The organism is Deltaproteobacteria bacterium HGW-Deltaproteobacteria-18 (assembly GCA_002841885.1).
In the GTDB taxonomy this organism is placed as follows: domain Bacteria; phylum Desulfobacterota; class Desulfovibrionia; order Desulfovibrionales; family Desulfomicrobiaceae; genus Desulfomicrobium.
Genome location: PHBE01000001.1, coordinates 303,445 through 328,325, shown reverse-complemented (window position 1 = coordinate 328,325; position 24,881 = coordinate 303,445). Strand labels below are relative to the sequence as shown.

Annotated in this window: 18 protein-coding genes and 3 pseudogenes; 13 read left to right on the top strand and 8 right to left on the bottom strand. The window is 50.9% G+C overall.

Annotated features, from left to right (window positions below; translation table 11 throughout):
* Positions 1-294 precede the first annotated feature (294 nt).
* Positions 295-627 (top strand): annotated as a pseudogene (locus tag CVU60_01495) (ATPase).
* Between the two features lie 16 nt (positions 628-643).
* A complete protein-coding gene (locus CVU60_01490) occupies positions 644-1,300 on the top strand; it encodes a potassium transporter TrkA (GenBank protein ID PKN43716.1) in 657 nt (218 codons plus the stop codon).
* A gap of 541 nt (positions 1,301-1,841) precedes the next feature.
* Here the strand turns inward: CVU60_01490 and CVU60_01485 are convergent.
* Positions 1,842-2,069 carry a hypothetical protein gene (locus tag CVU60_01485; protein PKN43715.1) on the bottom strand — a complete coding sequence of 76 codons (228 nt, stop codon included), beginning with the start codon at positions 2,067-2,069 and terminating at the stop codon, positions 1,842-1,844.
* A gap of 121 nt (positions 2,070-2,190) precedes the next feature.
* On the opposite strand from CVU60_01485, the pseudogene CVU60_01480 reads away from it, so the two are divergent.
* From CVU60_01480 to CVU60_01460, 5 genes and pseudogenes are all read left to right on the top strand, one after another.
* Positions 2,191-2,666 (top strand): annotated as a pseudogene (locus CVU60_01480) (hypothetical protein).
* 318 nt (positions 2,667-2,984) lie between these two features.
* Positions 2,985-3,371: a reactive intermediate/imine deaminase gene (locus CVU60_01475; protein PKN43714.1), complete on the top strand. Its 387-nt coding sequence runs from the start codon at positions 2,985-2,987 to the stop codon at positions 3,369-3,371.
* A gap of 33 nt (positions 3,372-3,404) precedes the next feature.
* Positions 3,405-4,403, top strand: a complete 999-nt coding sequence (locus tag CVU60_01470; protein ID PKN43713.1) for a D-cysteine desulfhydrase — start codon at positions 3,405-3,407, stop codon at positions 4,401-4,403.
* Between the two features lie 101 nt (positions 4,404-4,504).
* Positions 4,505-5,923 carry a sodium:proton antiporter gene (locus CVU60_01465; protein ID PKN43712.1) on the top strand — a complete coding sequence of 473 codons (1,419 nt, stop codon included), beginning with the start codon at positions 4,505-4,507 and terminating at the stop codon, positions 5,921-5,923.
* A 478-nt stretch (positions 5,924-6,401) separates the two neighbouring features.
* Positions 6,402-7,070: a GntR family transcriptional regulator gene (locus CVU60_01460; GenBank protein ID PKN43711.1), complete on the top strand. Its 669-nt coding sequence runs from the start codon at positions 6,402-6,404 to the stop codon at positions 7,068-7,070.
* A gap of 566 nt (positions 7,071-7,636) precedes the next feature.
* On the opposite strand, the gene CVU60_01455 is transcribed toward CVU60_01460, so the two are convergent.
* The 3 genes from CVU60_01455 to CVU60_01445 form a co-directional block, all read right to left on the bottom strand.
* Positions 7,637-8,857: a hypothetical protein gene (locus CVU60_01455; protein PKN43710.1), complete on the bottom strand. Its 1,221-nt coding sequence runs from the start codon at positions 8,855-8,857 to the stop codon at positions 7,637-7,639.
* A 64-nt stretch (positions 8,858-8,921) separates the two neighbouring features.
* On the bottom strand, positions 8,922-9,317 hold the full coding sequence (locus tag CVU60_01450) for a response regulator (protein PKN43709.1): 396 nt from the start codon (positions 9,315-9,317) through the stop codon (positions 8,922-8,924).
* 90 nt (positions 9,318-9,407) lie between these two features.
* Positions 9,408-10,799: a hypothetical protein gene (locus CVU60_01445; GenBank protein PKN43708.1), complete on the bottom strand. Its 1,392-nt coding sequence runs from the start codon at positions 10,797-10,799 to the stop codon at positions 9,408-9,410.
* Positions 10,800-10,985: 186 nt separating this feature from the next.
* Between CVU60_01445 and CVU60_01440 the strand changes: the two genes are divergently transcribed.
* The 6 genes from CVU60_01440 to CVU60_01415 all read left to right on the top strand — a co-directional run bounded on the left by CVU60_01440 (position 10,986) and on the right by CVU60_01415 (position 18,506).
* Positions 10,986-11,621: a hypothetical protein gene (locus tag CVU60_01440; protein ID PKN43707.1), complete on the top strand. Its 636-nt coding sequence runs from the start codon at positions 10,986-10,988 to the stop codon at positions 11,619-11,621.
* Positions 11,618-14,446 (top strand): hypothetical protein, encoded by a 2,829-nt coding sequence (locus CVU60_01435; GenBank protein PKN43706.1) that lies wholly within the window; start codon positions 11,618-11,620, stop codon positions 14,444-14,446. The genes CVU60_01440 and CVU60_01435 overlap by 4 nt, the downstream gene beginning before the upstream one ends.
* The gene (locus CVU60_01430) at positions 14,427-15,650 is read left to right on the top strand and encodes a two-component system response regulator (protein ID PKN43705.1); all 1,224 of its coding nucleotides are present in this window, start codon (positions 14,427-14,429) and stop codon (positions 15,648-15,650) included. The genes CVU60_01435 and CVU60_01430 overlap by 20 nt, the downstream gene beginning before the upstream one ends.
* A gap of 48 nt (positions 15,651-15,698) precedes the next feature.
* Positions 15,699-16,115 carry a hemerythrin gene (locus CVU60_01425; GenBank protein PKN43704.1) on the top strand — a complete coding sequence of 139 codons (417 nt, stop codon included), beginning with the start codon at positions 15,699-15,701 and terminating at the stop codon, positions 16,113-16,115.
* Positions 16,116-16,117: 2 nt separating this feature from the next.
* Positions 16,118-17,095, top strand: a complete 978-nt coding sequence (locus CVU60_01420) for a sensor domain-containing diguanylate cyclase (GenBank protein PKN43703.1) — start codon at positions 16,118-16,120, stop codon at positions 17,093-17,095.
* Between the two features lie 223 nt (positions 17,096-17,318).
* A complete protein-coding gene (locus tag CVU60_01415; GenBank protein ID PKN43702.1) occupies positions 17,319-18,506 on the top strand; it encodes a hypothetical protein in 1,188 nt (395 codons plus the stop codon).
* 52 nt (positions 18,507-18,558) lie between these two features.
* Here CVU60_01415 and CVU60_01410 read toward each other — a convergent pair whose 3' ends face one another.
* The 4 genes and pseudogenes from CVU60_01410 to CVU60_01395 all read right to left on the bottom strand — a co-directional run bounded on the left by CVU60_01410 (position 18,559) and on the right by CVU60_01395 (position 24,878).
* Positions 18,559-22,218 carry a hypothetical protein gene (locus CVU60_01410; protein ID PKN43701.1) on the bottom strand — a complete coding sequence of 1,220 codons (3,660 nt, stop codon included), beginning with the start codon at positions 22,216-22,218 and terminating at the stop codon, positions 18,559-18,561.
* A gap of 367 nt (positions 22,219-22,585) precedes the next feature.
* Positions 22,586-23,047, bottom strand: a pseudogene (locus tag CVU60_01405) (IS3 family transposase).
* Positions 23,048-23,115: 68 nt separating this feature from the next.
* A complete protein-coding gene (locus CVU60_01400; protein ID PKN43700.1) occupies positions 23,116-24,399 on the bottom strand; it encodes a C4-dicarboxylate ABC transporter permease in 1,284 nt (427 codons plus the stop codon).
* Entirely contained in the window at positions 24,396-24,878 is a 483-nt protein-coding gene (locus CVU60_01395) for a TRAP transporter small permease (GenBank protein ID PKN43699.1), read from the bottom strand. Before CVU60_01395 ends, CVU60_01400 begins: the two co-directional genes overlap by 4 nt.
* Between the last annotated feature and the right edge of the window lie 3 nt (positions 24,879-24,881).

Below are 24,881 nucleotides of genomic sequence, written 5' to 3'. Positions count from 1 at the left end.
CGTCATTCTCTGCTCCCTAATCATTTGCGTTTGAAGGGGTCGGGGCTAGCAGAGTTCCCACCTAAAGGCTTGTGCAAATTTCTGGGGCCACTTCTCTCTTCCTCTAGGAGCAGCATGCATAAGCTTAAGGCTGGGTGGCAATTTCGCCTATGTTGCCGGTGGCGCTCCAGAATCAAGGGATCACGGCGATCAGGATGCAGGCCATGAGCGCGAAGGCCCATCCGTATCCCATAGTGCGTCGATCAGCAGTCCGCCCAGAGTAGGGCCAGCGGCGTGTGGAGTTGCCCCTATTAAACCGTTACACGCAGCGTCTCGCTTGTGCTTGTTTCCCTGGGCGTAATCGGAGTCGCGCTGTTTTTGCTCCTTATGGGTGATGCCGTAAGCGGACATGAAGCAGGAGGTTCCAATGGCGCATTCCTGTCCTACATGTTCGAAACGGTTTCCGCTTTCGGAACTGTGGGGCTGTCCATGGGTATCACTTCGGATCTGACCACTTGGGGGAAAATTATCATTACGCTTATGATGGTGGTCGGACGCGTTGGGATTCTCACATTTTCGTACATAATTGTGGGAACTGTAGCGACGAAAGGTTTCGAGTCTTCTGAAGAAAATCTGATGATCGGTTAGAATAGCGGGGGATGATATGAAGCGTTTTGCGGTGATAGGGTTGGGTAATTTTGGTTTTCACGCAGCCAAGGCCCTATATGAAGAGGGTAACGAAGTTCTCGCAATGGATACGGACAGGGGAAGAGTCCAATCAATCGATCCGTATTCTACCGAAGCGATGGTGATTGACGCTACGGACAAGGAGGCTTTGAAGTCCTTATGCTTGGAAGAGATGGATGCTGTTATTGTTTCAACAGGAACGAAAATTAGTAACAGTATTCTCATCTGTCTTTATTTGCAGGAGTCTGGAGTCAATAAGATCCTGGCCAAGGCTCTCGACGACGATCACGCAAAGATTCTCAAAAGAATGGGAGCCACTGAAATCATTCATCCGGAGAGAGATATGGCAATCAGGGTTTCCCGTAATCTTTCCAGGCCGAATGTTCTAGACTTCATCCCACTGGCTGAAGAGTTTGACATGATTCAGGTAGGCACCCCCAGGGAGTTTGTTGGAAAGTCTTTGATCGGCCTGAATTTACGGGCAAGGTATAATGTCCATATCATTGCAATTAAAGAAGTTATCCCAGAGGATTTCATCCTCGTTCCCCCGGCAGATTACGTACTTAAAGACAGTGATATTCTTGTCATGCTTGGAAAGTCGGTGGACATCAGAAAGATCAAGGAATTGAAGTGAAATTAGTAAGTCATTTCCTCGCATCATTGCGTCGATCCAGAACATTAGAAAGGGTCAAAGGATCACAATTCTGCTTCAGTATGATGTTATTAAAACTGTACCATAGCCAGAATGCTTTGTAGGTGGCTATGACATGTCCCGGAGGTCCCATAAACACGTTGAGCCGGGGATATCCAAAGTGCGGACAATTTGTCATTTTTGCTTGATTCCGCGGGGTCAAGAATGTAGGTCATAAATTACGTAGTTTTTTTGTTCTTAAATAGCTAAATTTGATTGATTTTGAAGAATTAGCTGCGACGCCTCCGCTAGTCCCCCCTTCGACACCATCTAAAAAGATAAGCCGCTGAAATGTAATAATTTCAGCGGCTTTTTCTTTGGTCGAGCGTTCGCATGTTCCGCACGAGCTAGTTCTCTGCCCATTTCCCGTTCCAGTCGTCCTGGTCCTCACGGAGCTTCTCTGCTCCCAAGCCGGTGTCCAAGAAAATCCTATCCCGGATGACTAACATCCTTTGTTCATGAATAATATAATCGAAATTGTGCATCAGGCTGCGGATTCCATCTCAGAAAGCCTAATCAATATGCGTTCGGCTTGGTTCTGGCCTTCGTCAAGTTTCTTCAGAATTTCTCGGGTGATGCCTAGGATTAGGCACAACGCCTTGACGGGAATGCAGTCCGCAGCCTCTTCACAGCAACAATGGAACAGCAGGCCGAGGGTTCTGGGATCTTCCGTCCTGCGTTTTTCGATGCTCAGGAAGATGTGTCTGGCCATTACGATGGTCGTGTGTCGATGAGGGCACCGAAGTTACGGCCCTGGCAGGCCTTTTTTCAATTTCAGATGCTGCTTGGCCGTGCGGAAGAATACAACCTCGATGCCCCAGCACTTGCTGTAAATGCGGTCAACGTCTTCATCGCCACGAGTGTTGTGCGGCCTGTATCGTCGACGTAACCCGCTTGGGTGTATACGCAGTCAGGTTGGGTCGCATACGATCACTGATAACGCAGGTCTCGTGGTGCCCGACAGCCTCTCGGCGTTTCTGCGCGTGTATTATAGTCGCAAGGTCTTTTGGTACCATTGCGAGGATCCGAGCCTTCGTCCCGTTGAAAAGGCTGCTAAGGTGCATGCCGATCTGGTCATCATCTATCCTTTCCGGGTCGGTAACAGCAGGACTTCAAGGCTCGTCATGAACATGGAACTCATGCGAGCAGGATTTCCGACCGTGATCATCCCGGTGAAGGCTCGGTCCGCCTATTACGAGAATTTGGACAAGGCGGGGAAGGATACGGATTACGCCCCATTCGCTGAGCAACTTGCCCAGTTGGTCGAACGAATTTTCGGCCATATCGGTATCTGCTCGGCATAGCCTAGCCGTTAAGCACAGCAACGAACGAAATGCCCTGGAGTTACAAGCTCCGGGGTTTTCGTATTTCGAGGACTTCATTATTGATACGCGGGTCGTGATGCGTTCGCTACCTTCGGTGGGCGATGATTCTTGACTTGCGCTTGTCCTTGAGTCGGTAACTGTCCTTGCGAATCTGAACTACATGAGCATGGTGCAGGAGTCTGTCCATACTTTGTGAAGAGTTTCTCTTGACACCTGCGGAGTACGAAGAATAAAAATGGTCAAATGTCGACATTTGAAATGATGACAATTTGGCAAATTCACTATTTCAGCAGAGGAGACGCATGAGCAGCAAAATTCAGATCACATCGGAGAAGGCTCCGGCGGCGGTGGGGCCGTATTCTCACGCCATCGCTGTGCCGGGTCTTGTATTCGTCAGCGGACAGCTGCCCATCGATAAGGAAACGGGCACGTTTCCGGACGGTATCGAGGAGCAGGCGCATCAGGCTTTGAAGAATCTCAAGGCGGTTACGGAAGCTGCGGGGGCGACGCTCGGCGACGTCGTGAAGACAACGGTGTTTCTGGCGGACATGAATGATTTCAAGGTGGTGAATGCCGTATATGCTACCTATTTCAGCGAACCTTTTCCGGCCCGGAGTGCCTTCGAGGTGGCCAAGTTACCCCTTGGCGCGAAGGTTGAAATCGAAGCAATCGTCTCCAGACGAGATTGATATCCCTTTAATATTCTTATCCAAGGAGCAACCATGAATCTCGCAAAATTTCCGCGCAGGGGCTACGTCACAATCCCTACACCCATCGAGGCTGTGCCTGCCTTCTCCAAGGCGCTGGGTGGCAAGGTCAACATCTACATTAAGCGAGACGACCTGCTGCCGGGTTGTGCGGGCGGCAACAAGACCCGCAAGCTCGATTTTTGCGTGGCCGACGCCATGGAGAAAGGAGCCGACACGATCATCACCTGCGGCGCCGTGCAGTCCAACCATTGCCGTTTGACCCTTTCCTGGGCCGTGAAAGAGGGCATGGATTGCCATCTGGTGCTGGAAGAGCGTGTCAAGGGCAGCTACAAGCCCGATGCTTCCGGCAACAACTTTCTGTTCCATCTGATGGGCGTCAAGAGCATCAAGGTGGTGCCCGCAGGTTCCGACATGATGGGTGAAATGCAGAAGGTGGCCGACTCCGTGGCCGCTCAAGGTCGGAAACCCTACATCATTCCCGGCGGGGCTTCGAACACCATCGGCGCCACCGGCTATGTGGCCTGCGCCCAGGAAACGCTTGAACAGCTTTTCCAGATGGGGCTGAAGATCGACCATATGGTTGTCCCGAGCGGCAGCGCGGGCACCCACGCCGGTATCGTGGTCGGCATGGTCGGTTGCAACGCGGACATTCCCGTCAGCGGCGTGAATGTTTCCCGCACCAAGGAAGTTCAGGAAGGGATCGTTCACAAATTGGCTGTGGCCACTGCCGAGCGCGTGGGTGTGAAGGGTGGCATTCCCGCCGAAACGGTAACCTGCTTCGACGGCTATGTCGGCCCCGGCTACTCCTTGCCGACGGAAAGCATGGTCGAGGCGGTCAAGCTGTTGGCGCAAACCGAAGGCATTCTCCTTGATCCCGTATATTCCGGAAAGGCTATGGCCGGACTGGTTGACTTGGTGCGAAAAGGGCATTTTCCGGAAGGCTCCAATGTGCTCTTCCTACATACCGGCGGTTCTCCAGCGCTGTACGCGTACATGGATACATTTATGTAGCAAAAAAGGCGGTTCGATTATCGAGCCGCCTTTTTTAGTCGATATGAATAAGGCAAGGCATAGAATTTCACGAAATTATTAACTTTAAAGTGGGGTTTTCTATGGAAAGGCGACTTGAGTTGCATGGTGGAATACTTGGCGGTCTAGTTCCATTGATTATACTTGTATGTGGACTGATATGGCTTTCAGTAGAAGAGCGTGGAGGTACAAAGCCATTTTGGGCGTGTGCATGGATAGCTCTGGCGGTTGGATTGTTTTTTGCGAAAAATAAAAAAGAATACTGCAGAAGTGCTATGCGCGGCATCGGAGACAAGACAGGTATTGTAATTATCACCGCTTGGCTTTTTGCAGGTGTTTTTGGCAAATTGATGGTCGCAGGTGGCTTGGTGCATGGGCTTCTTTGGCTCGGCATGACCACTGGCGCGCAAGGGGCGATGTTTACCGCGATCGTTTTTCTGGCGGCCATGCTTTTCTCGTTGGGAACAGGGACAAGCACCGGAACGTGCATCGCTCTCACACCCGTACTCTATCCCGCTGGATATTTTCTCGGGGCAGATCCAGCCATGTTGTCTCTTGCAATTTTGTCAGGCGCCGCTTTTGGCGACAACCTTGCTCCAATTTCAGATACGACCATCGTTTCGGCATTCACGCAAGGCGCAACGATGAAGAATGTCGTACGCAGTCGCTTTCCTTTGTCGATTAGCGCTGCTGTTCTGGCAATGGGTGTTTTTATCGTTTTCGGCGGTGGTGGACAGGTCAGCACGCTTCCTGAGATTCAGGCAAATTTGAATCCGTCTGGCGCGCTGATGCTTATAGCTCTTGTGATAGTTGTGGTTTCTGCACTTTCAGGCAGGCATATAATAGAGTCTCTTATTTATGGTAATATAAGTGCTGCAATTATTGGAATTATTTCCGGAAACACTACTTTTTCGGCAATTTTTCACATACCTGAGTCTCGTGCGGTGTCGACTGGTATTGTTGAGGATGGAATAAATAGTGTAGTTGGCGCAATAATTTTTGCAATACTTATACTTGCTGTTACTCAAATTCTTGTTGAAAGTGGGATTATGCGTCGAATTCTCTCTTTTGCAGAGAAGACTATTGTGAGTTCTGTGCGACAGGCAGAATTGTTTATTATTGGCATAACAATTCTCGCTTCGATTCCGATCTCGGCAAATGCTCCGGCTTTGTTGCTGGTTGGACCTGGTATTGTGCGTCCTATAGGTGAAAAATTTGGGCTTGCTCCGTCAAGAAGAGCTAACGTTATGGACTGCTCTGTATGCACAATATTTTTCATTTTGCCTTGGCACATTGTTGTTGCAGCATGGTATGCAGCCGTTATAAGTGCTGCTGAATCTTTTAAGATCACTGCACCTCCGATAACAACAGCTCTATATAATCCTTATACTTGGGCATTGCTGTTAGTTTTGCTTTTATCAGTGGCTACAGGATGGAACAGAAAGATGGCATCTGAAGAAGATGCTATTGATTTAGATGATAATCAAGATGCAGTAGCATAAAACTTATTTTATACTCAAAATCTTTAACTTTCGAATTGAGCTTTTAATGACAAAGCCCTTGTTATGGACAGGGGCTTTGTCATTAATAAAATACAGTGGTGCTGTTTGGACAACGCATTGCAGAGTGTGACGCAATATTCGGGCATGGTTTTCTCCCTTGGTTGTCTCAAATATAAAACTTGCGCTTTCTTTCATTTTTTTTCACATTAACTGGCTAACTAAGATATCTCCCAAGCTTGGCGCAAGTTGTTCGTTTTTCAATTGGCGGTTTCTTCAGACAAACGTCATATTCGCGAGTGATAAGCATCAAGGACGCTTACAGTCCTGGTTCGCCACGATTTTGCCTTTTCCAATGAGGATTTTGTCAGCTTCGTGGCAAGCGCAGGGCGGCGATGTTTTGTTCACAAGGCCGGAAGGCTCCGCCAACGGTCAAGATAGGGGCTTCGCCACAATCCATAAAATTTCTCATAGGCAAAAAATGACCGGCATTAAAACCTACAGTTTGCAAATATCTGAATATATCAAACAGGCCATCCTCGACGGCGAACTAAACCCCGGGGACAAGGTCAACGAGGTGCATCTCGCCTCGCGGCTTTCCATAAGCCGCGCTCCGGTCCGTGAAGCCCTGCAGATGCTCGTCCAGGACGGGTTGATCGTTTCCATTCCACAGCGTGGTAAGTTCATTGCGGCCTTGACCGAAAAGGAGATACAGGACTCCTATTTCATCGGCGGAGTCCTGGAGGGGGCGGTTGTCGCTTCTACTATAAACGAGTTCACGGAAGAGGATTTTCGGAAGCTGCAGGTCATTCTCGAGCAGATGAAGCATCTAGCGGAGAATGGAGGAAAAAGGGAGTTGCTTGCGCCCTTGGACAATCAGTTCCATGATATCCTCTTTTCCAAGACGGACAATTCACTCATCGTCCATCTCTCCCGACGTTCCTGTCGGGGAGTGTCCAAGTTTCTTCTCTTCAAATACTGGCGAGAGATCTTCACAACCAAAGAGGTCTACGAACGGCATAAGGTCATTTTCGACGTTCTGCGCGGCAAGGATCCGATGGCCATCGAGCAGTGCCTTCGCGAGCATTACATCGATGCGGGCCGACGCATGAAGCGTTACGGCGTTGACAAATCTGCCACGGATTATTGAGCGTCGGTTAAGCTTTTGCCGCCTAGTATCAATTCCTTTCAGTCCGTCAGCGATTGTCCCGCGCGCCCTGAAGATGACAATTATGTTCCGGATTACGCAATCGACTCCTGAAGTTGCAGCGGGACGATTCGTGTTTTCGTGTGACGTAGTAACGCCCGCGAACATGGAGCTCTTCATGCAGTTGATGTCAAAAATGTTCGCAGAACAGCAGCGTTAGGGAGGAACTGGTATGAGCGAATACGTAGCAAATCCCGTGAATATGGAGACTCTCATGCAGATGATGTCCGAAATGCTCGCGGAACAGTGGCGTTAGTGAGGCAGATGCGCCACAGGTGCAGAACGTAAATACTTTTTGCAGTATAATTTTATATAGGATTCGTTATTTATGGCTACAGCGTTAGAGGATTGAATACTCATTGCCGCAATTTTTATATCGTTTTATTCCAAATAAGAGAAGTATTTCTGATCTTCACGTACCAGATGCTCCAAGATGACGTCGGTAACCAAAAATGAAAATAGTTCGCCGACATGAATTTTATCATTTATAAAATTAGCGATTTTCTGGTTCATTTTTTTTCAAGTTGTCTGTGAATTTTGCAATGATCTCGAAATTCAGGAAATTTAGATTCGTATAATAATTTTTCTTCATCCAAAAAGTGTTTAGCAGTCTGATTTAAGAGATTTTTTGCGAGTATTAGAACATTATTATCAGGCTTCCCTGTAATTATTGCGTTAAGTAGTTCATTTGAACTAGTGAAAAGATGCCTGTGCTGGCTATCTATAAGCAGATTTCCTGATGCGTACTCGTCTTTCCACATTAACCGAACAAGTTGAGAATGTATGGGTTCGGGCGTTTCTTCTGAGTTGCTCAGAGCTTCTGAAATAATTTCAATGCGGTTTCTTCCAGATTCTTTTGCTTGGTATAGCGCCTGATCGGCAATACTCAGTCTTTCATCGATAGATTTGTTTCCGCCACGGAAAGATACCATTCCGATACTCACGGTGAAATTGATTTTTCCAGCGCTAGTCATTACTTCAATTTTTTCTATGTGACTACGCAACCTCTCTGCGAGAATTTGTGATGTCTGCTTGTCTGTGTTCAGGAACAGGACGCAAAATTCTTCCCCTCCAATTCTTCCGAATATATCAATTTCGCGCAGTATTTTTTTGCACTCTTTTGCCATTATTTTGAGAACAATGTCACCTGTTTCGTGCCCATACGTATCGTTGATATTTTTAAAATGATCTATATCGAGCATGGCTAAAGTTTGCGATTCATTAAATCTTTTGCCTCTGATCATTTCTCTGGAAGCATGTTCAAAAAAATAACGCCTATTGGCGATTCCAGTAAGTGTGTCTTCGCGTGATATTTTTAATAATTCTTCTTCAACTTGTTTTCTACGTGTTATATCTTGTATTTGTGAAATGAAAAAACGAGGTGATTTATCTTTATTGACTACCAAGGAAACACTGAGAAGGATGTTGATAACGTATCCTTCTTTATGAAAGTAGCGCTTTTCCATCTGGTAGTTGTCGATGACTCCAGCCAGCATTCTGGTCACATAGACCAAGTCTTCATCAAGGTCGTCAGGATGTGTGATATCCTGAAAAGTTTTCTCTAAAATTTCTTCTTCCAGATAACCAAGCATTTCGCATAGCGATCTGTTAACTTTTAGCCATTTTCCATCTGGCGCAACAAGCGCCATGCCTATTGATGCGTACTTGAAAGCATTGAAAAACATGCTGTCTTCTTCCGTACTTGATATTTCTTTCGTGTGCTTGCTCATGAAATAAATATATCTATAAAATATGTCATTATTTGATTAACATAATTATTTAAAATAAAAAGTTTCAAACGAATCCGAGCTTGTTTATTTCTTCCAAGACATGATGTTTGAGTATCGGCTTCACTAAATATGCGGAAGCTCTGCCTTCGTTGAAGGCCTGGCTGACACTATCAACGCTGTCGAGAGCGGATGTTATGATAACTTTAACTTCTTTGAGTTGAGGTAGTCGCATTTCAGTTTCTTTTTTTCTGATTGTGGATAGGACATCTTGTCCGCTCATGCTCGGCATCATAATGTCTAAAAAAATAAGATTGTATGGATTACCTTCATTCCAAGCTTTTTCGAATGCTTCTATAGCTTTAGGTCCATCATTTACGTCAGCTATTTCGCCATAATTGTATAAAATTTTACGTAATAACATGACGCCTGAAATATCATCTTCAACAATCAAGATTCTCATAAATTTACTATCCTTTTAATCTCAATATTTTTTCGCATACTGAATACATATATGCATTTTGTTACAATGTTTCATAACAAAATATGATGATTATATATGGTTTGAGTCTGACTTTGGTTCATCAAGAAAGTTTGGATGATCTATGAGAATGGTTTCCAGAGCGTCAACGGCGGCGGGGTCGAAGAAGAGGCCTTTCTTCGAGCGCAATTCCTTGATGGCAACTTCCTCGCCAAGACCGGGCCTGTAGGGACGGTAGGAAGACATAGCTTCGAACACGTCTGCGACGGCAATGATTTGCGCCTCCAAAATGATATCGTTCTTTTTCAAACCATGTGGGTAACCAGATCCGTCCAAACGCTCATGATGCTGAAGAATTATGTCGCCCACAGGCATGTTGAAGGGTATTTCCTGAATGATTTGGTGACCAATTTCAGGGTGATACTTTATTAAATTCATCTCCGCTTCGCGCAATGTCCCTGGTTTGGCAAGGAATTCGGCAGGGACGTAGATTTTGCCAATATCATGAAGTTTAGCCGCAATCTCCAGTCCTTCCAGGTGGCCTGGATCAAGGCCCATGCGCTTTCCGATCTCTTTGGCCAAACGTGCGACCCGTATCTGGTGCCCAGCAGTATAGGGGTCGCGCATTTCCGTCATGCGACCTAGCGCTTCGACGGTCTTGTTCAGTGTCGTTTGCAGCATGATCAGACGGTCGACCTGCAGCATTTCTTTTTCCTTTTGATCAGTGATGTCGCGCATCATGCCAAAGAGCTTCCAAACCTTGTTGCCATCCTTGAAAACGTCCATGTACTGAACGATCCAGCGGACGCTCCCGTCGCTGGTTAGAATGCGGAACTCGGCTTCTCTGTTCTGTCCACTGTCCCGGCAGTCGTAAATGATGGAGATCAGTTCGGCCCGGTCTTGCGGGTGAGCTGTCGCGAAAAGAGTGGCTAAGCCCGAATCTCCGTCCATGAGTCGGCAATGCATGATTCGCTCAAAGCCTTCGCTCCATCCCCATTTATCTTGCAGGATGTCCCATTCCCATCTGCCGAGAGTGTCTGTCCTGCTGTGCAGGGCATTTTGCGTCGCCTGCATGCGCAAGTCGCTAAAAAATTCTTCAAGAATTTCAGTCAATAGGTTTGTTTCGATGGGTTTGGTCAGAAAGCGATGGATCTGCCCGGAGTTAATTGCGGCGATTACCCGTTCCATACTCGCGTGGCCCGAAAGGATGATCCGTATGATCTGTGGCTGTCGGTTGCGGACGATGCTCAGGAATTCGGAGCCCGACATCCCGGGCATTTGTTCGTCGGCGACTACGATGTCGATTTTTTTCGAGTCGATCAATTCCAAGGCCTGGAAGGCGGATTCTGCGAAATGACAACGAAATGGAGCATGGTGTAGCGCACGTCTCAAACCCTCCCGAACCGCCGGTTCGTCGTCGACGAAAAGGACAGATTGGTCTCGGAGTTTGGTGCTATTGGTCACAGCGCGCCTCGTGGGTTAGAAATGATTTATTGCTGTGAAAAACAAAGTTTCAGGGAATAATCAAAATTACTATCTTTATTTCATTATTAACATTGAATTTCCTTGTTGAAAATTGTGCGAACTGTCTTGCGCGTCATCTCCGCATGATCTAAGTTGTATGTACGTACAAATAAATACGGGAATACCATGAAAAATGACAAGAAGAATTTGATCCTTCAAGCCGCTTGCGCCGCTTTTTCCGAATCGGGCTATGAAAAAGCAAGCATCGAGAGCATCTCGCGGCGGGCTGGGGTCGCCCAAGGGCTTGCGCGATATTATTTCGTCAACAAGGAGACCCTTTATTTCAATGCGTTGTTGTTCGTGATGACGGGATTGAGGGATCAGCTTCAAAACGAAGTAGGGGCATTGTCTTTGGACATGCGCGAAGCGATCAAGGATTTTGTGCGTTCTTATATGGCTTTTACTTCGGACACGTCGACAGGTTACGCGATGGCCTACCGTGAACCACCTTTCGCAATGTTCAGCAATCCTGAGCACATGTCGGCGCTGGCCTCACTCAGCCTGGAAGTCGTTCAAATTCTTGCCCGGAAACTAAGTGCCACCAAGGGTCCCGAGACGGCTCTTCGTTTAGCTGCTTATGTGGTAACGTCGCTTCACGGCGTGCAGCGGGCGAGATTTTCGCCTCTCTACAGGGAGCTTGTCGATATCGACGAACTGGCGGATTTTTTTGCTGGAGCCGTTCAAAGCATGTCGGGTGAAGATTGTGAGGGTCGAGTTTCTGTTCAATCTGCTCTGACGATTCCGGTTCGGGGTTGTAAATGAACACAATTGTCGAGTTGTTGCGTGGGAAGGAAGCGTGGCTCATGGAGCGCATACTTGGTTATGCCCGTCAGCAAGGCTATGCGGCCTATACGGCCACTCTTGTCGAGGCGTGGCGAATTTCCATTGCCGGCTTGACTGAAGCTGTTGCCTCGGCATTTGAGTCTTCTGGACTCCCAGAAATCGAATTGCCCGTACATTCGGACTGGTCCAAGGACCCTTTGACCCGCTTTGCTTTGACCGAGGCGCGCTTGCACAGGGATAGAGGAATTGAACTTGGCATGTTTCTCGGGCTTTTCGTATACTATCGTCAGGCCTACCAGGACTGCGTGCGTGAATTTTTGTCGCCGGGCGAGGAGCGGGACAGGATCGAGCATGTCCTGATCAGGCTTTTCGATCGCATGGGGACCGCGTTCTGTTCCGAATGGGCCGGAGTGGCAGGAGGAGAACACAAGGCCGCAATGGCCTCGACTCTGAGGGAGATGACCAATGAGAAAAATCGCTATCTGACGTTTTTCGAGAGCTTCGACCAACCCGTAATTTTTGTCTCCCACGATGGGGTCATCGAGAATCTGAATCGCGCTGCGGCCAGTCTTGTAAATGAGCATGCGCTGCATGGCCAAGATTACTATTCTTTAAAATCCCAAACGAATGGAAACAGCCTTTGCGGAAAGAATGTTTGCGATATTTTTCCTTGGTTGGCGGAAATCTGGCAAGAGTGGCTGGCGGGTCGCGGAAAATCGTTCGAAAAAATGGTCGTATTTCCCGGGCCGGGTAGAAAAAGGTCAATGCGTGTCAGCATGGACTTTCAGCCTGATGTTTCCGGAAAATTCACGGGGGTTTCCATCCTGCTTCGGGACGTAACAGCGCGTCTGAAAAGCCGTGAACGAATTCTGCGGGCCAAAGAAGAGCTGGAGCGGACTTTCGACACTATCTCCGACATCGTTTTTCTGCTCGATGGGACCGGGATTGTCCAGCGCGCCAACAAGACCTTGGCCGTTCGACTTGGGCTGGCGCCGAAGGAGATCGTCGGCCGGACATGCAAAGAGATTTTTGGCTGCGCCGAATGCCATTTCCCTCAAGGCGACTGCTCCTCCAGGGAGATCGCCGTTATCTTTCCCAACCTTCCGGGCAGGTTCATGGTCCGATGCAATTCTCTCTTGGACTCCTCTGGGGCAGCAATTGGCAAGGTGTTTGTGGCTCGCGACGTGAGTGCTTCGGAGAAAATTCGGGAAACCCTTCTGGTAGTCGAGGGCAAGTATAAGAGCATATTCGACAATGCCCCGGTAGGAATCTTTCAGAGCACTCCCGAAGGCACCTATTTAAGTGTCAACAAAACCATGGCCACCATATTCGGTTTTGCCTCCACTGATGAGATGATTCAGCATTACTACAATATTGGAACGCAGATGTATGTCGATCCGGAAGATCGTACACGGATCATTGGCGAAGGGTTCGAGAAGGGCGAGGTGGCGCCTCGAGAGTGCCGTTTGCTGCGCAGGGACAATTCGCCGTTCTGGGGCCGGATGCGTGGGCGCATTGTCAGAGACACCGACGGTAGTGTGCATTATTATGAAGGGTTTATCGAGGACGTGACGGCAAGTAGAATCGCTCGGGAGAACCTGGTGCAAAGCGAACAGCGCTTCCGTAACCTAGCCGAGAATATGAGTCAGGGCCTTATTCAAACTGATCCAAAAGGAAATATCGGATATTGCAACAATCACTTCTGCTCTATTGTGCGTAAAAAACACGAAGAAGTTATTTGCTCTAATTTTATTTCATACATACATGAAGATGACTTGGATCGTTGTATCGGTATTTTCGAAGGTGAAAGCTGTGTTATTCCAGGTTCAAGATATGATTTGCGTATGAAAATTTGTTCCGAAGTTCGCTTCACTTTGGTTGCCCCTGTGACCCTGAAGTCCAGCGAATGTGAATGTCTGGGTTTTTGGCTTCTGGTTATGGATACTACCGAGCGCAGGATGCTTGAATCCCAGCTCCTGCAGACTCAGAAGCTCGAAGCCATCGGACAGCTCGCGGCGGGCATTGCCCACGAGATCAATACGCCGACCCAGTATGTCATGAACAACATGTGGTTTATCAAGGAAGGCATGGAGCAGCTGGAAAGCGTGCTTGGCGCGTATAGGAGCCTTGGGACACAGCCCGATTCGATTCCTGATTGGACAGCCCTTGCCGCCATGGAAGAAGAACGGCAGATTCCCTTTTATCTGGACGAGCTGCCGGCGGCCGTCTCGGAAACTCTGCAGGGGCTGGATCGGATCTCGGCCATTGTCAATTCCGTCAAGCAGTTCGCTCATCCCGGCCACGACAGGCAGCAGGAAATCGATCTGAACACGTTGATCGAGCAGACTGTCACGGTCTCCCGCAACGAATGGAAGTATGTGGCAGAAACCATAACGGACCTCGCCCCCGATCTCCCGCCGGTGGTCTGTTCGTCACAAGAGATAGGGCAGGTGCTCCTCAACCTCGTAGTCAACGCTGCGCACGCCATCATGGGCGCATCCAGGCCGGACGGAGCGATTGGCAGGATCACCATCAGCACTCGCTGCGTGGATAGCATGGCGGAAATTCGTGTGCAGGACACAGGGACAGGCATTCCGGCTCATGCCCAAGAGCACCTCTTCGAACCTTTTTTCACCACAAAGCCCGTCGGCCAGGGAACCGGCCAGGGCCTGTTCATTGCCCATCGGGTTGTGGTCAAGGATCACGGCGGAACGATCCGCTTCGAAACAGAAAGCGACCGGGGTACGACGTTTATCATAACCCTGCCCCTGGCCGGGAAAGAGGATGGCGAACATCATGGCTAACATCACTGTCCTTTTCGTCGACGACGACAGACACGTCCATCAAAGCCTCAGGCGAATCATCGTGGCCAGGAACCTGCCCATCGATCTCTTTGCTGCGTCAACGGTCGCCCAAGCCCTCCAGACTTTGTCCGAGCGGACCTGTGACGTCATTGTCACGGACGCCAGCCTGCCCGATATGGAAGGTTCGGACCTGCTGGCCCTGGTCCAGGTGCGCTGGCCTTTGACCTTGCGCATCCTCATGACCGCAGACGGCGGGACCAGGATCATTTCGCGCCTGCTTGTTGCGGCCCATCAGTTGCTGACCAAGCCCGTCACGCCGGAGTGCCTTCTGCCCACGATTCAGACCGCCTCGCGGCTGCGTTTTCTGCTCATGGACTCTCGTTTGCGCGAGATCGTGCACCGCCTGGAACATCTGCCTGTCGTGCCAGATGTGTACACGGCTCTGACCCGGGAATTGCAGAGCGAAAGCTGCTCGAATCAGTCCGTGGCCAGGATCGTGTCCCGTGACATGAGCCTGACCACGGCCATCCTCAAGGTGGTCAACACCCCGTTTTTTGGTCTGTCGCGACGTGTGGACGAACCGCTTCAAGCCGTGAACATCTTGGGTGCGAATCTCGTCAGGGGGCTCGTCCTTTCCGAGGGGGTCTTCAAGCCTCAGGACCCGGACATGTATCCCGGGTTCAATATGGAACAGCTCTGGGGGCACTGCCTTGTCGCAGCCAAGTGCTGTCGGGCGGTGATGAGGGGCGAGTGTCCGTCCGGGCCTGCGGTGGAAGACGCCTTTCTGGCTGGCCTGCTGCACGATGTGGGCAAGATCGTGATGGCCGAAGGCTGTCCGGAGGACTATGCTGATATCATTAAGGAATCGCAGGGGCGTAACATGCCATTGTACGAAGTCGAGACCGAGATCCTGGGAGTGACGCATGCACAGATTGGCGCCTACCTCCTTGGCCTCTGGGGTTTTTCCGAAAATGTCGTCATCGCCATAGCCCAGCATCATGGCCAGATTCCAGGGCCGCCCCTTACCCTTTTGTCCGCAGTTCTTCATGTTGTGGATGTGTTGTTGCATGAGCGATATGTCCAGGCGAGCGGACACGCTCCTCATCTTCCGGCAGGGGCGTTCCTCGATATCGCGGGGGGGGCAGAGACCTTCGAGCGTTGGAAAGAAATTGTGAATTCAGAACTGGATGCCGATTGTTTCTGATTTCAGCATGTGTCCAATTTTGCGAAGTTTGAAAATCCAGGAGGAAACGTGCCCAATATCGTCTGGTCCGAAACACTCTCTGTTGGAAAAATGGAGATCGATGCTGAACACAAACAGCTGATCCGCATTACCAATTCTCTCCTGCGAGCCATGCAGGACGGCAGAAACAAGAACGATTTCGCCAAGATTCTGCATGAATTGCGAGAATATACAGTTTTTCATTTTGCCAATGAAGAAGAATATATGCGATCAATCGGCTATCCTGATCTGGCTAGCCATATGGAAGAGCACAACATTCTTAAAAAGCGAGTCAAGAATTTTCAGCACGCCGTGTTTATCGGAGAGAATGCGGAATCTGGCCCTCTCCGAGAAATGCTCAAAGATTGGCTTGTGGGACACATTTTGAGCTGCGACCTGCGCATCAAGGAATATCAAATGCTTCGAAATGTCGAACGGGAAGGATAAACATGTCTCAAGGTGGACTACAAATACCATGTTTGGAACTGATGGATCAATTTTTTGATGGGATCTATGTTGTCGATCGTGACAGAAAGATTGTCTTCTGGAACAAATGTGCCGAAAACATAACCGGGTATTCGAGTAAAGAAGTCCTTGGCAAGTGCTGCGCGGACAATATTTTGCGACACGTGAGTCTTGCAGGGGAACCGCTTTGTAAAAATGGATGTCCGATGATGGCCACCATGCACGACGCAACCCCTCGTGTCGTCGACGTCTACCTGCATCACAAGGCCGGTTATCGAGTTCCGGTGCAGGTGCGCGCATTGCCTTTGCGGGACGGTTCCGGCGAAATTGCGGGATCCATCGAGATCTTTGTCGACACATCCAGCAAGGAGGATATGTTCCGTCAGCTCAAGGATATGGAACGAAGCCTCTACCAAGACGAGTTGACCGGCATCGGCAACCGCAAGTTTGCGGAAATAAGGCTTTCGGAACTCATGGGCGCTTTTCGTGAACACGGCCAAATTTTCGGGGTGCTGTTTGTCGACATCGACCATTTCAAACGCGTCAACGATACCCATGGGCATCCGGTAGGTGACAGGGTTATCCGGTTCGTGGCCCGCGCCCTGCAAAACGGACTACGCCCCACGGATCGGGTCTGCCGTTTTGGGGGGGAGGAGTTTCTCTGTCTGTTGCCGAATATCGCTCCGGAGGAATTGCGCCAAGTAGCTGAACGTGTTCGGATGCTTGTGGAGCTAAGCGGTCTCGATCTGCCGATGATGACATTACGGGTGTCTGTTTCTGTTGGCGGGGCTTTGTGCCGGAATGGAGACACCTCTTGCGCCGTGATCGAGCGGGCCGATAAGGCCATGTACAGAGCCAAGGAGCTTGGTCGTAATCGAGTGGTTATTTCGCAAGACGATGACACGACTTCCCCCTGTCTTGAACCAGATCCAGTCGATGGGGAGTCTGATGGTGAGCTATGAACGACATGCGGCTTGAAAAAGAGACGATCTTCCTTATCGAAGCCGCAACAGGGTCCATGCAAGATATGGCTCTGAGTCTTGCGACCTCTGGCTACTGAGGTCATGAAAACCAGGATGAAGTCAGCAGTCTCCGACTTTATGAAAGAGTCAGAGCGTGTTTAGAGCGAACAGGTTGCGCGCATGAGCCAAGCTGGACTTGAAAGGCACAACCAAGAATTCCGGGATGACGTGCGGTCGGAATGCCTGGAAACCGAAATATGAACGAACTCACCGAGTGGGTCGTGGAGAGACGCAAATGAGCGAGCGGATACTGTTCGTCGATGATGAGAAATTCGTGTTGGAGACCTTTCGGCGCAATCTGAGCAGGCATTTTCAGATTGAAACGGCAGATGGCCCCATGTCGGCACTGAAATTTCTGGAATCGACCGGGCCAGTGGCCGTGATAGTCTCTGATCTGAAAATGCCTAACATGAGCGGCGTGGAACTGCTGGGGGCCGTCAGGCAACGCTGGCCCGACACCGTTCGCATCATGTTGACGGGACATGCCGACCTCGACACCGCCGTATCGGCCGTCAACCAGGGCGCCATCTTCCGTTTGCTGACCAAGCCTTGTGCCCCGGATGCTTTGCTGGCGGCGGTCAACGATGGCCTGCGACAATACCGCCTAGTCATGGCCGAGCGGCAGCTCCTGCACGGCACCCTGCGGGGGTGCATTCAGGTATTGTCCGAACTTCTGGCCCAGGTCAGTCCCAAGGCGTTTGGCAGGGCCGAGAAGGCAAAGAGCCTCATGACGGATATGGCCATATTGCTTAAACTCGATCACGTTTGGAAGTACGAGCTTGCGGCCATGCTCAGCCTGGTGGGCTGTATTTCGCTGCCCCACGAAATTCTTGAACGTAAATTGGGCGGTCAGGATCTGTCTGCTGAAGAGCAAAAAATCTTTCTCATGCATCCGGCTATCGCAGGGAATCTTCTGCGCAACATACCCCGGCTTGAAGGTGTGATCGAGATTGTTTCGGAACACGAGACGCCTCTGGCGGAAAACCCTTGCGTGGGGGCACGTATGCTTAAAGCGGCACTCGATTTTTCAGATTTCGAGGCGTCGGGAGTTTCTACGGAGGATGCGTTGCAGCGGATGCGCAAGATGCCCAATTCGTACGATGGCAGGGTTGTCGCGGCCTTGGGCGAGGTCGTCGAACGCAGGAATTACAGTGAAATAATAGGGCTAGACCTTCATGAACTGCAAGAAGGCATGCTGCTCATGGAACCGGTGATGAGCGAGAAGGGAGTTGTCCTCTTGGATAGAGGGCAGACAATCTCCCACTCCATGCTGGAGCGATTCCGGAACTTCGGGGCCATTCTTGGTGTCAAGGAACCCATTTATGTCTTGGTGCGCAAAGAGCCGGATTGAGAGCGCATATTTGATGCGCAGCGCTCCTGGGTGGCTATGCGTGAGTGCGCGACTATGCGCGATGGGTGTAACGCATTCGGCGATCACATTGTCCCAGGCCCGGGGTGTGTTTTTTTAGAATTTGCAGTAGGTCCTGAAGTTTGAAGGGCTTGCCCAAGTACCCATCAACTCCCGAAGCCAAGAATTTTTCTCTGTCCCCACTCATGGCGTATGCAGTCATGGCGATGATCGGGATGTTTTTCTTTGAACCCAATTTGTCTGACGATCTGATTGCCCGCGTCACTTCGATGCCGTTCATGAACGGCATCTGAATGTCCATCAGGATCACGTCAAAATCGTTTTGTTCGAGTTGTTCAAGCGCCTCTTTGCCGTTTCCAGCCACGGTGACAACATGTCCGCAATTTTGGAGCAGGACCTTTATACCGGCGGCATTGGATGATTCGTCTTCGGCCAGCAGCACTCGCAATATTTGAGGTGTCCCCCCCTCGTCGCGATTGGGGATATGCCCTGCGTCGCAATCCTGCTTCAGTTTGAAGGGCAGCATCACGTGAACTGCCGTTCCCTCTCCGTACACGCTATCTATGGAAATGTGCCCACCCATGAACTGCACGAGCCTGCGAACGATGGACAGACCGAGGCCTGCGCCCTGGAATCTCCTGGTATAGGAGTTTTCGATTTGCACGAAGGGCTGAAAGAGTTTGTCGAGTTGGTCGCTCTGAATGCCGATGCCCGTATCGGTAACACTGATCAGAACTTGAACGCGACCGTTTTGGGACGTTAACGACGTCAACTCAAGCTTGACTTCGCCCTTCTCTGTGAACTTGACCGCGTTGCCAACGAGATTGAAAAGAATTTGTCGCAGTCTCGATTCATCACAAAGCAGCGTGGCCGGAAGAGTGGGATCGATGGAGTGCTCCAATCGAATTCCTTTGATGCGAGCCGGAATGAGGAAAAGTTCAAGAACGGATCGACAGAGGTCCGCCGGTCTGATTTCATCTTCATGAAGGGTCATTTTTCCAGCCTCAATGCGGGAGATGTCGAGCAGGTCAGAGAGCAATCGGGTCAATCTGTCGGCCGAATTGATTGCCATGGAAACGAATTGATTCTGTTCGGCGTTGAGAGTGGACATCTCCAAAAGTTGCATCATGGCCATGATACCGTTCAGAGGAGTACGTATTTCATGACTCATGTTGGCCAGAAAGGCGCTTTTGGCCTTGTTTGCCGCCTCGGCATCCTCTTTGGCCTGAATGAGGGCGAGTTTAATCTGCGTTTGTTCAGAAATGTCTTGGAAGGCTCCTTGGGCGCCAATGATTCTGCCGTTTTTATCGCGGAGCGCCTCACCCGTGGTTCGGATCCAGACGTGATTTCCTGTTGCAGTGACAATCTGCATCTCCTCGTCATAGGGGTCGCCTTGCTCGATGCAAGCCCCAAAGACCGCCTGGATTTTTTCGTGCCACTGGGGGGCATAGAAATTTATTCCTTCTTCAACACTGGGGGAATAACCTTTAGGCATGTCGTGAATGGCGGCCACCTGGTCGGACCATTCGACCGTATTTTTGGCAAGATTCACACTCCATCCGCCGAAACGGGCGATGCGTGCAGCCGTGTCGAGAAGGGCCTTGCTTTCACGGAGCTTGCGCTCTGCGTTCATGCGGGTCGAAGCAATGCCGATGCTGTGTCCCAGTTCTTCAAAGAAGGAGATAAGCTCAGGGTTGAAAAGCCCTGGCTTGTGGTCACTGAACTGTAACAGACCGATGGTCGTATTGCCACTGCGCAAAGGAATTATGGCTAACGATCGGATGTTTTGCTGGAGGCAATGGGGGCGGGTAAAGAGATTTAGCCCGGTTTTGTCTTTTTCATCGCGGAACGCGGACAGATCATTGGTCCAGAAGCTTCCGCCGGGTGAAAAAAGCGGATGCCCTGGCGGATAGTCTCCTGTAATTACCATGCCGCATGTGCAGTCTGGAATCGGTTGTTCATTTTCATCGCGCCGGACAGAACCGTCCGATTTAAAGGCTAGAAGGTTGTCTTTAATAATGAAATCATTGGGAAAACCATCCTGAACATAATACGGATAGTCTTCAAGATGTTTGAGTCGGATGCCGACCGCGCCTATTGCACTGAACTCCTTGATTTCCTTGAGGAGGTCCAGGAGGAGATCCGTCCATTCGTTGGGGCGGTTGAGTATGCTCAGGACGCGTGCATGCAGCGTTTGGCGCTTTTCGGATTCTTTTTGTTTTGTGATGTCATGAGCGAGCACAAGCTCTGCCTTGCGTCCCCCAAATGTGAGAGCGTGGGACGTGATCTCGACATGAATAACGGAATTGTCTTTCCTGCGATGTTGGCATTCACCCGCCTTGTCCAAGCCGCCGGTCACGTTGGACACGTTTTTCAGCAAAGCCCGCAGGTCTTCACCAGGTCGGATGTTGTCGATCGTCATGCGTAGAAATTCTTCACGGCTGAAGCCATAATGCGAAACGGCTGCATTATTTACAGCCAAGAAACGCAGTGTCTCGAGATCGTAGACCCACATCGGATGAGGGTTGGCTTCAAAAAGTTGGCGGTATCTCGCCTCGCTGTCACGCAGCGCGTTTTCAGCCTCCTTGCGAACAGTTATGTCTGAGTGGGTTCCGCTCAGGCGGATGACACGGCCTTGAGTGTCGCATTTCGAGGAGCCACGGCCAAAAATCCAGCGGTAGGAGCCATCCTTGTGAAGCATCCGGTATTCCACTGCGAAAGACGGAATTTCACCTCGTCGGCAGCGTTCGTTTTCTTCGATCACTCGCGCCAGATCTTCCGGATGCAGCCGGCTGGACCATTGCTCCACTTCATTGGAGATTTCCTCGGGATTAAACCCAATGATCTCCTTCCATCTGTCGGAAAAGAAAACTTTACCGCTACTAAGGTCCCAGTCCCAGAAGCCGTCGTTAGAGCCTTTGAGAATGAGGGCATAACGCTCTTCGCTGGCCCTGAGCGCTTCGATTATTGTTTGCTTTTCCGTAATATCGCGAATGGCTGCGATATGAACCGGGCGGTCCTGATGAATAAAGAACCGACCGGAAATTTCCACGGGAAAGGTCTGTCCGTTTTTCCTGCGGTGGTAGCGCAAGGGAATGTGCACAACCTGCCCCGGGTCGGGAGGTGATGTGCGCGTGACGCGGTTCGTTTGTTCCGGTTCGGAAGAGAGGTCGAGGTTGCGCATGTCCAGAAGCTCTGCGTGGCTGTAGCCATAGAGTGATGATGCCGCAGAGTTGGCCTCAAGGATGCGTCCCGATTGGTTGTCGATGAGGAAGATGGCGTCTGACCCGGCCTCGAAAAGCTGCCGGTAGTTTTCCTCGCTTTGGCGCAGTGCCTGTTCGCTTTCCTTGCGCACGGTGATGTCGCGAAGGAATGCCACAAACAGACCGTCAGAAAGGTCGAGCCACGTTGTTGAAATTTCAACGTCGAAGAGGCCGCCGTCCTTTCGAATATGTTTCGATTCAAAGAGTTCCGAGCCTTTGAGCCTGATGGCTTTGAGCCGTTCCCGGACTTCTCTTGGGCCATCGTGCGTGTCGAGGTCGGAAATGTGCCTGGAAATGAGCTCCTGTCTGTCGTAGCCAGACATGCGACAGTATGCGCTGTTTACGTCCTTTATGAAACCGTCGAACGAAACGAGCCAGAACCCGTCACGAGTGGTCTCCAGGACAGCGTTCAATATTAGCTGTCTTTCCATGAAATAGTCCTTGGGGATCTTTTTTGTGGTTATATCTTTCTACACAGCCATTTATATTTTGCTTGAAGTTGCTGCGGCGACAAAACTTGCGAATTTTCGGGTATGAATCAGAAATAATTTATACCTACATGCAATGTTTGGGGAAAGAAAGATACAGCTAATGAATTTTCTGGAGGCGTGACGGGAGTGTCACCCCTTCTCTGACTGATAAGGGGTGAACGGGTAAAACAGTGAGAGAGAAGTGGCTCGGTTTGGTTGTGTTCAGAATCGTGAACAGCCGCTGGCCGGAATGGCAGGACTGGAGGAACTGACCTGCCGGGAAACTTCGGACCACTCAAGTCTTGAGGGTTTTCCCCCTGTTCAGGTTTTATCCATACTGCCGACAGAAGTGTTCGGGTGTCATGTTGTTCAGGCTTGAATGCGGGCGAACGGAGTTGTAGTGCCGTCACCATTCCTCGATCACAACCCGAGCCTTGGCCCGACACCGGAACCATTCCATCGACAGACATTCGTCGCGAAATTTACCGTTAAAACTTTCGTTCAAACCGTTCTGCCACGGCTTCCCGGGCTCAATCAGCGCCAGATCCAGAGACTCCCGAGCCGCCCATTTGAGCAGCGCCTTCGACACGAACTCCGGGCCGTTGTCAGAACGCAGACTCAGAGGGGCTCCACGTTCGCTGATCAGGCGGGACAGCACCTCGATCACCCAGCCCGACCTGATGCTCCCGGCAACGTCTATAGCCAGGCATTCACGCGTGTATTCGTCCATCACGGTCAGAGATTTGATCTGCTGCCCGTTCGCGCAGGCATCGTAGACAAAGTCGTACGCCCTATGGTGAGGGGTTGCGAACTGAAGTGCGATTGAGGAATCCGGGCAGCTTTGGCGTATGGGCTGTTTCAGATCGTCTTGTAGAGCAGTTTCGGCAGCCAGAGGCTGATTTCAGGGACATATGTGACGATGGCCAGGCACAGCAGTGCCAGACCAAGCCACGGAAGCACGGCTCGGATGACGCTGAAATAGCTGACCCCGAAGGCACCGCTCGCGATGAAGAGATTGAGCCCGAAGGGCGGCGTGATGTTGCCGATGTCGCTGTTGATCGCTGCGATGATGCCGAAATGCAGGTCGCTTATGCCAGCGGAATGAATCAGGGGTGAGACGAGCGGGCATATTATCAGGATGTTGGAAAACACGTCGATGAACATCCCGGTGACGAGCATGAGCACGTTGACGAGGAACAGGACGCCGTTTGGTGAGGGCTGCAACGCCAAGATGGGAGAGACCAGTTGCGTGGTGATGTTCTCGACTGTGAGCAGCCACGAGAAAAGCGTCGCGGCGGCGACCATGATCAGGATGCGGGCGGACATCACGCCGGTCTGGCAGCAGATCGACCACAAATCCCGGATGCTGAGCTCCCTGTGTATGAACACCGTGATGAAGATTGCGTACACGACTGCGACGGCGGCGGATTCCGTTGGGGTAAAGATTCCCGTGTAGATTCCGCCGAGGATGATGACGGGAAATCCCAATCCCCAGGATGCGTCCGATCCGGTGTGAAGGACTTCTTTGAGTTTGGCGCGCGGCAGAAGGGGCAGCTTGCGCCATTTCGCATAAATGAAGCACCAGGCCGAGTACAGGGCGACGAAAACGATCCCGGCTCCGAACCCTGACATGAAAAGGGCTCCGACAGAGACCGTTGAAATGGACCCGTAGATAATCATGGCGTTGCTTGGGGGGATGATCATTCCGAGCAGGGGCGTACAGGTCACCAGCCCGATTGAGAAGCGTTCGTCATACCCTGCTTCAATCAGCGCCGGGTAGAGGAGGCTGCCGACCGCGACGACAGTGGCGGCGGTGGAGCCTGTGATGGCGGCGAAAAAAAGGCAGCTCAGCACGCCACAAATGGCCAGGCCGCCTGGCAGATGCCCGACCATGGCCCGGGCGAAATTGATCAGCCGTGCGGTGACGCCCCCGCGGCCCATGATCTGGGCGGCCAGCATGTAGAAGGGGATGGACAGGAGGGTCATCCCTTCGACCCCCGCGAACATTCTCTGCGGGAGGATCTCCAGCGGTATTCTGGAATAGGCGGCGAAGATGATGAAGGCCGTCGCCGCCAGTGAAATGAATATGGGCACATTGAGCCCGATCAGGATGGCGAGCAGGAGGAAGACGGCCGCGATCATTCTTCTGGATCCTTGCGCGGTCCCAGGTGCGTCGCATAGCGCAGCACCATTATCGCTCCGCCTACGGGGATGGCCAGGTAGGTCAGCCACATCGGTATGTCCAGAGCGGCCGTGACCTGGAGGGAATTGCGGACGCTCATCGCGTGCTTCCAGCCGTACCAGGTCAGGACTATGCAGAAGATGAGGCCGACGACACGGACGATGCGCGACAGCATCAGGTTGGAACGAGGAGTCAGAAACCGCGTGATCGCATTGACCGAGATGTGCCCCTCTTCACCGGCCAGGAGTCCCGCGCCCAGGAAGATCATCCAGACCATGAGGTAGCGGGCCAGTTCCTCGGCCCAGAAGATCGGAGCGAGAAAGACGTAGCGCATCACGACGTTGACGAACAGCAGTAGGCTGGAAAACAGAATGATGCCGCCCAGGATGTTCCGGATGACGGCAGTGAGGATGGCGTTGCCGATTTTGAGCAGTTTCAATGT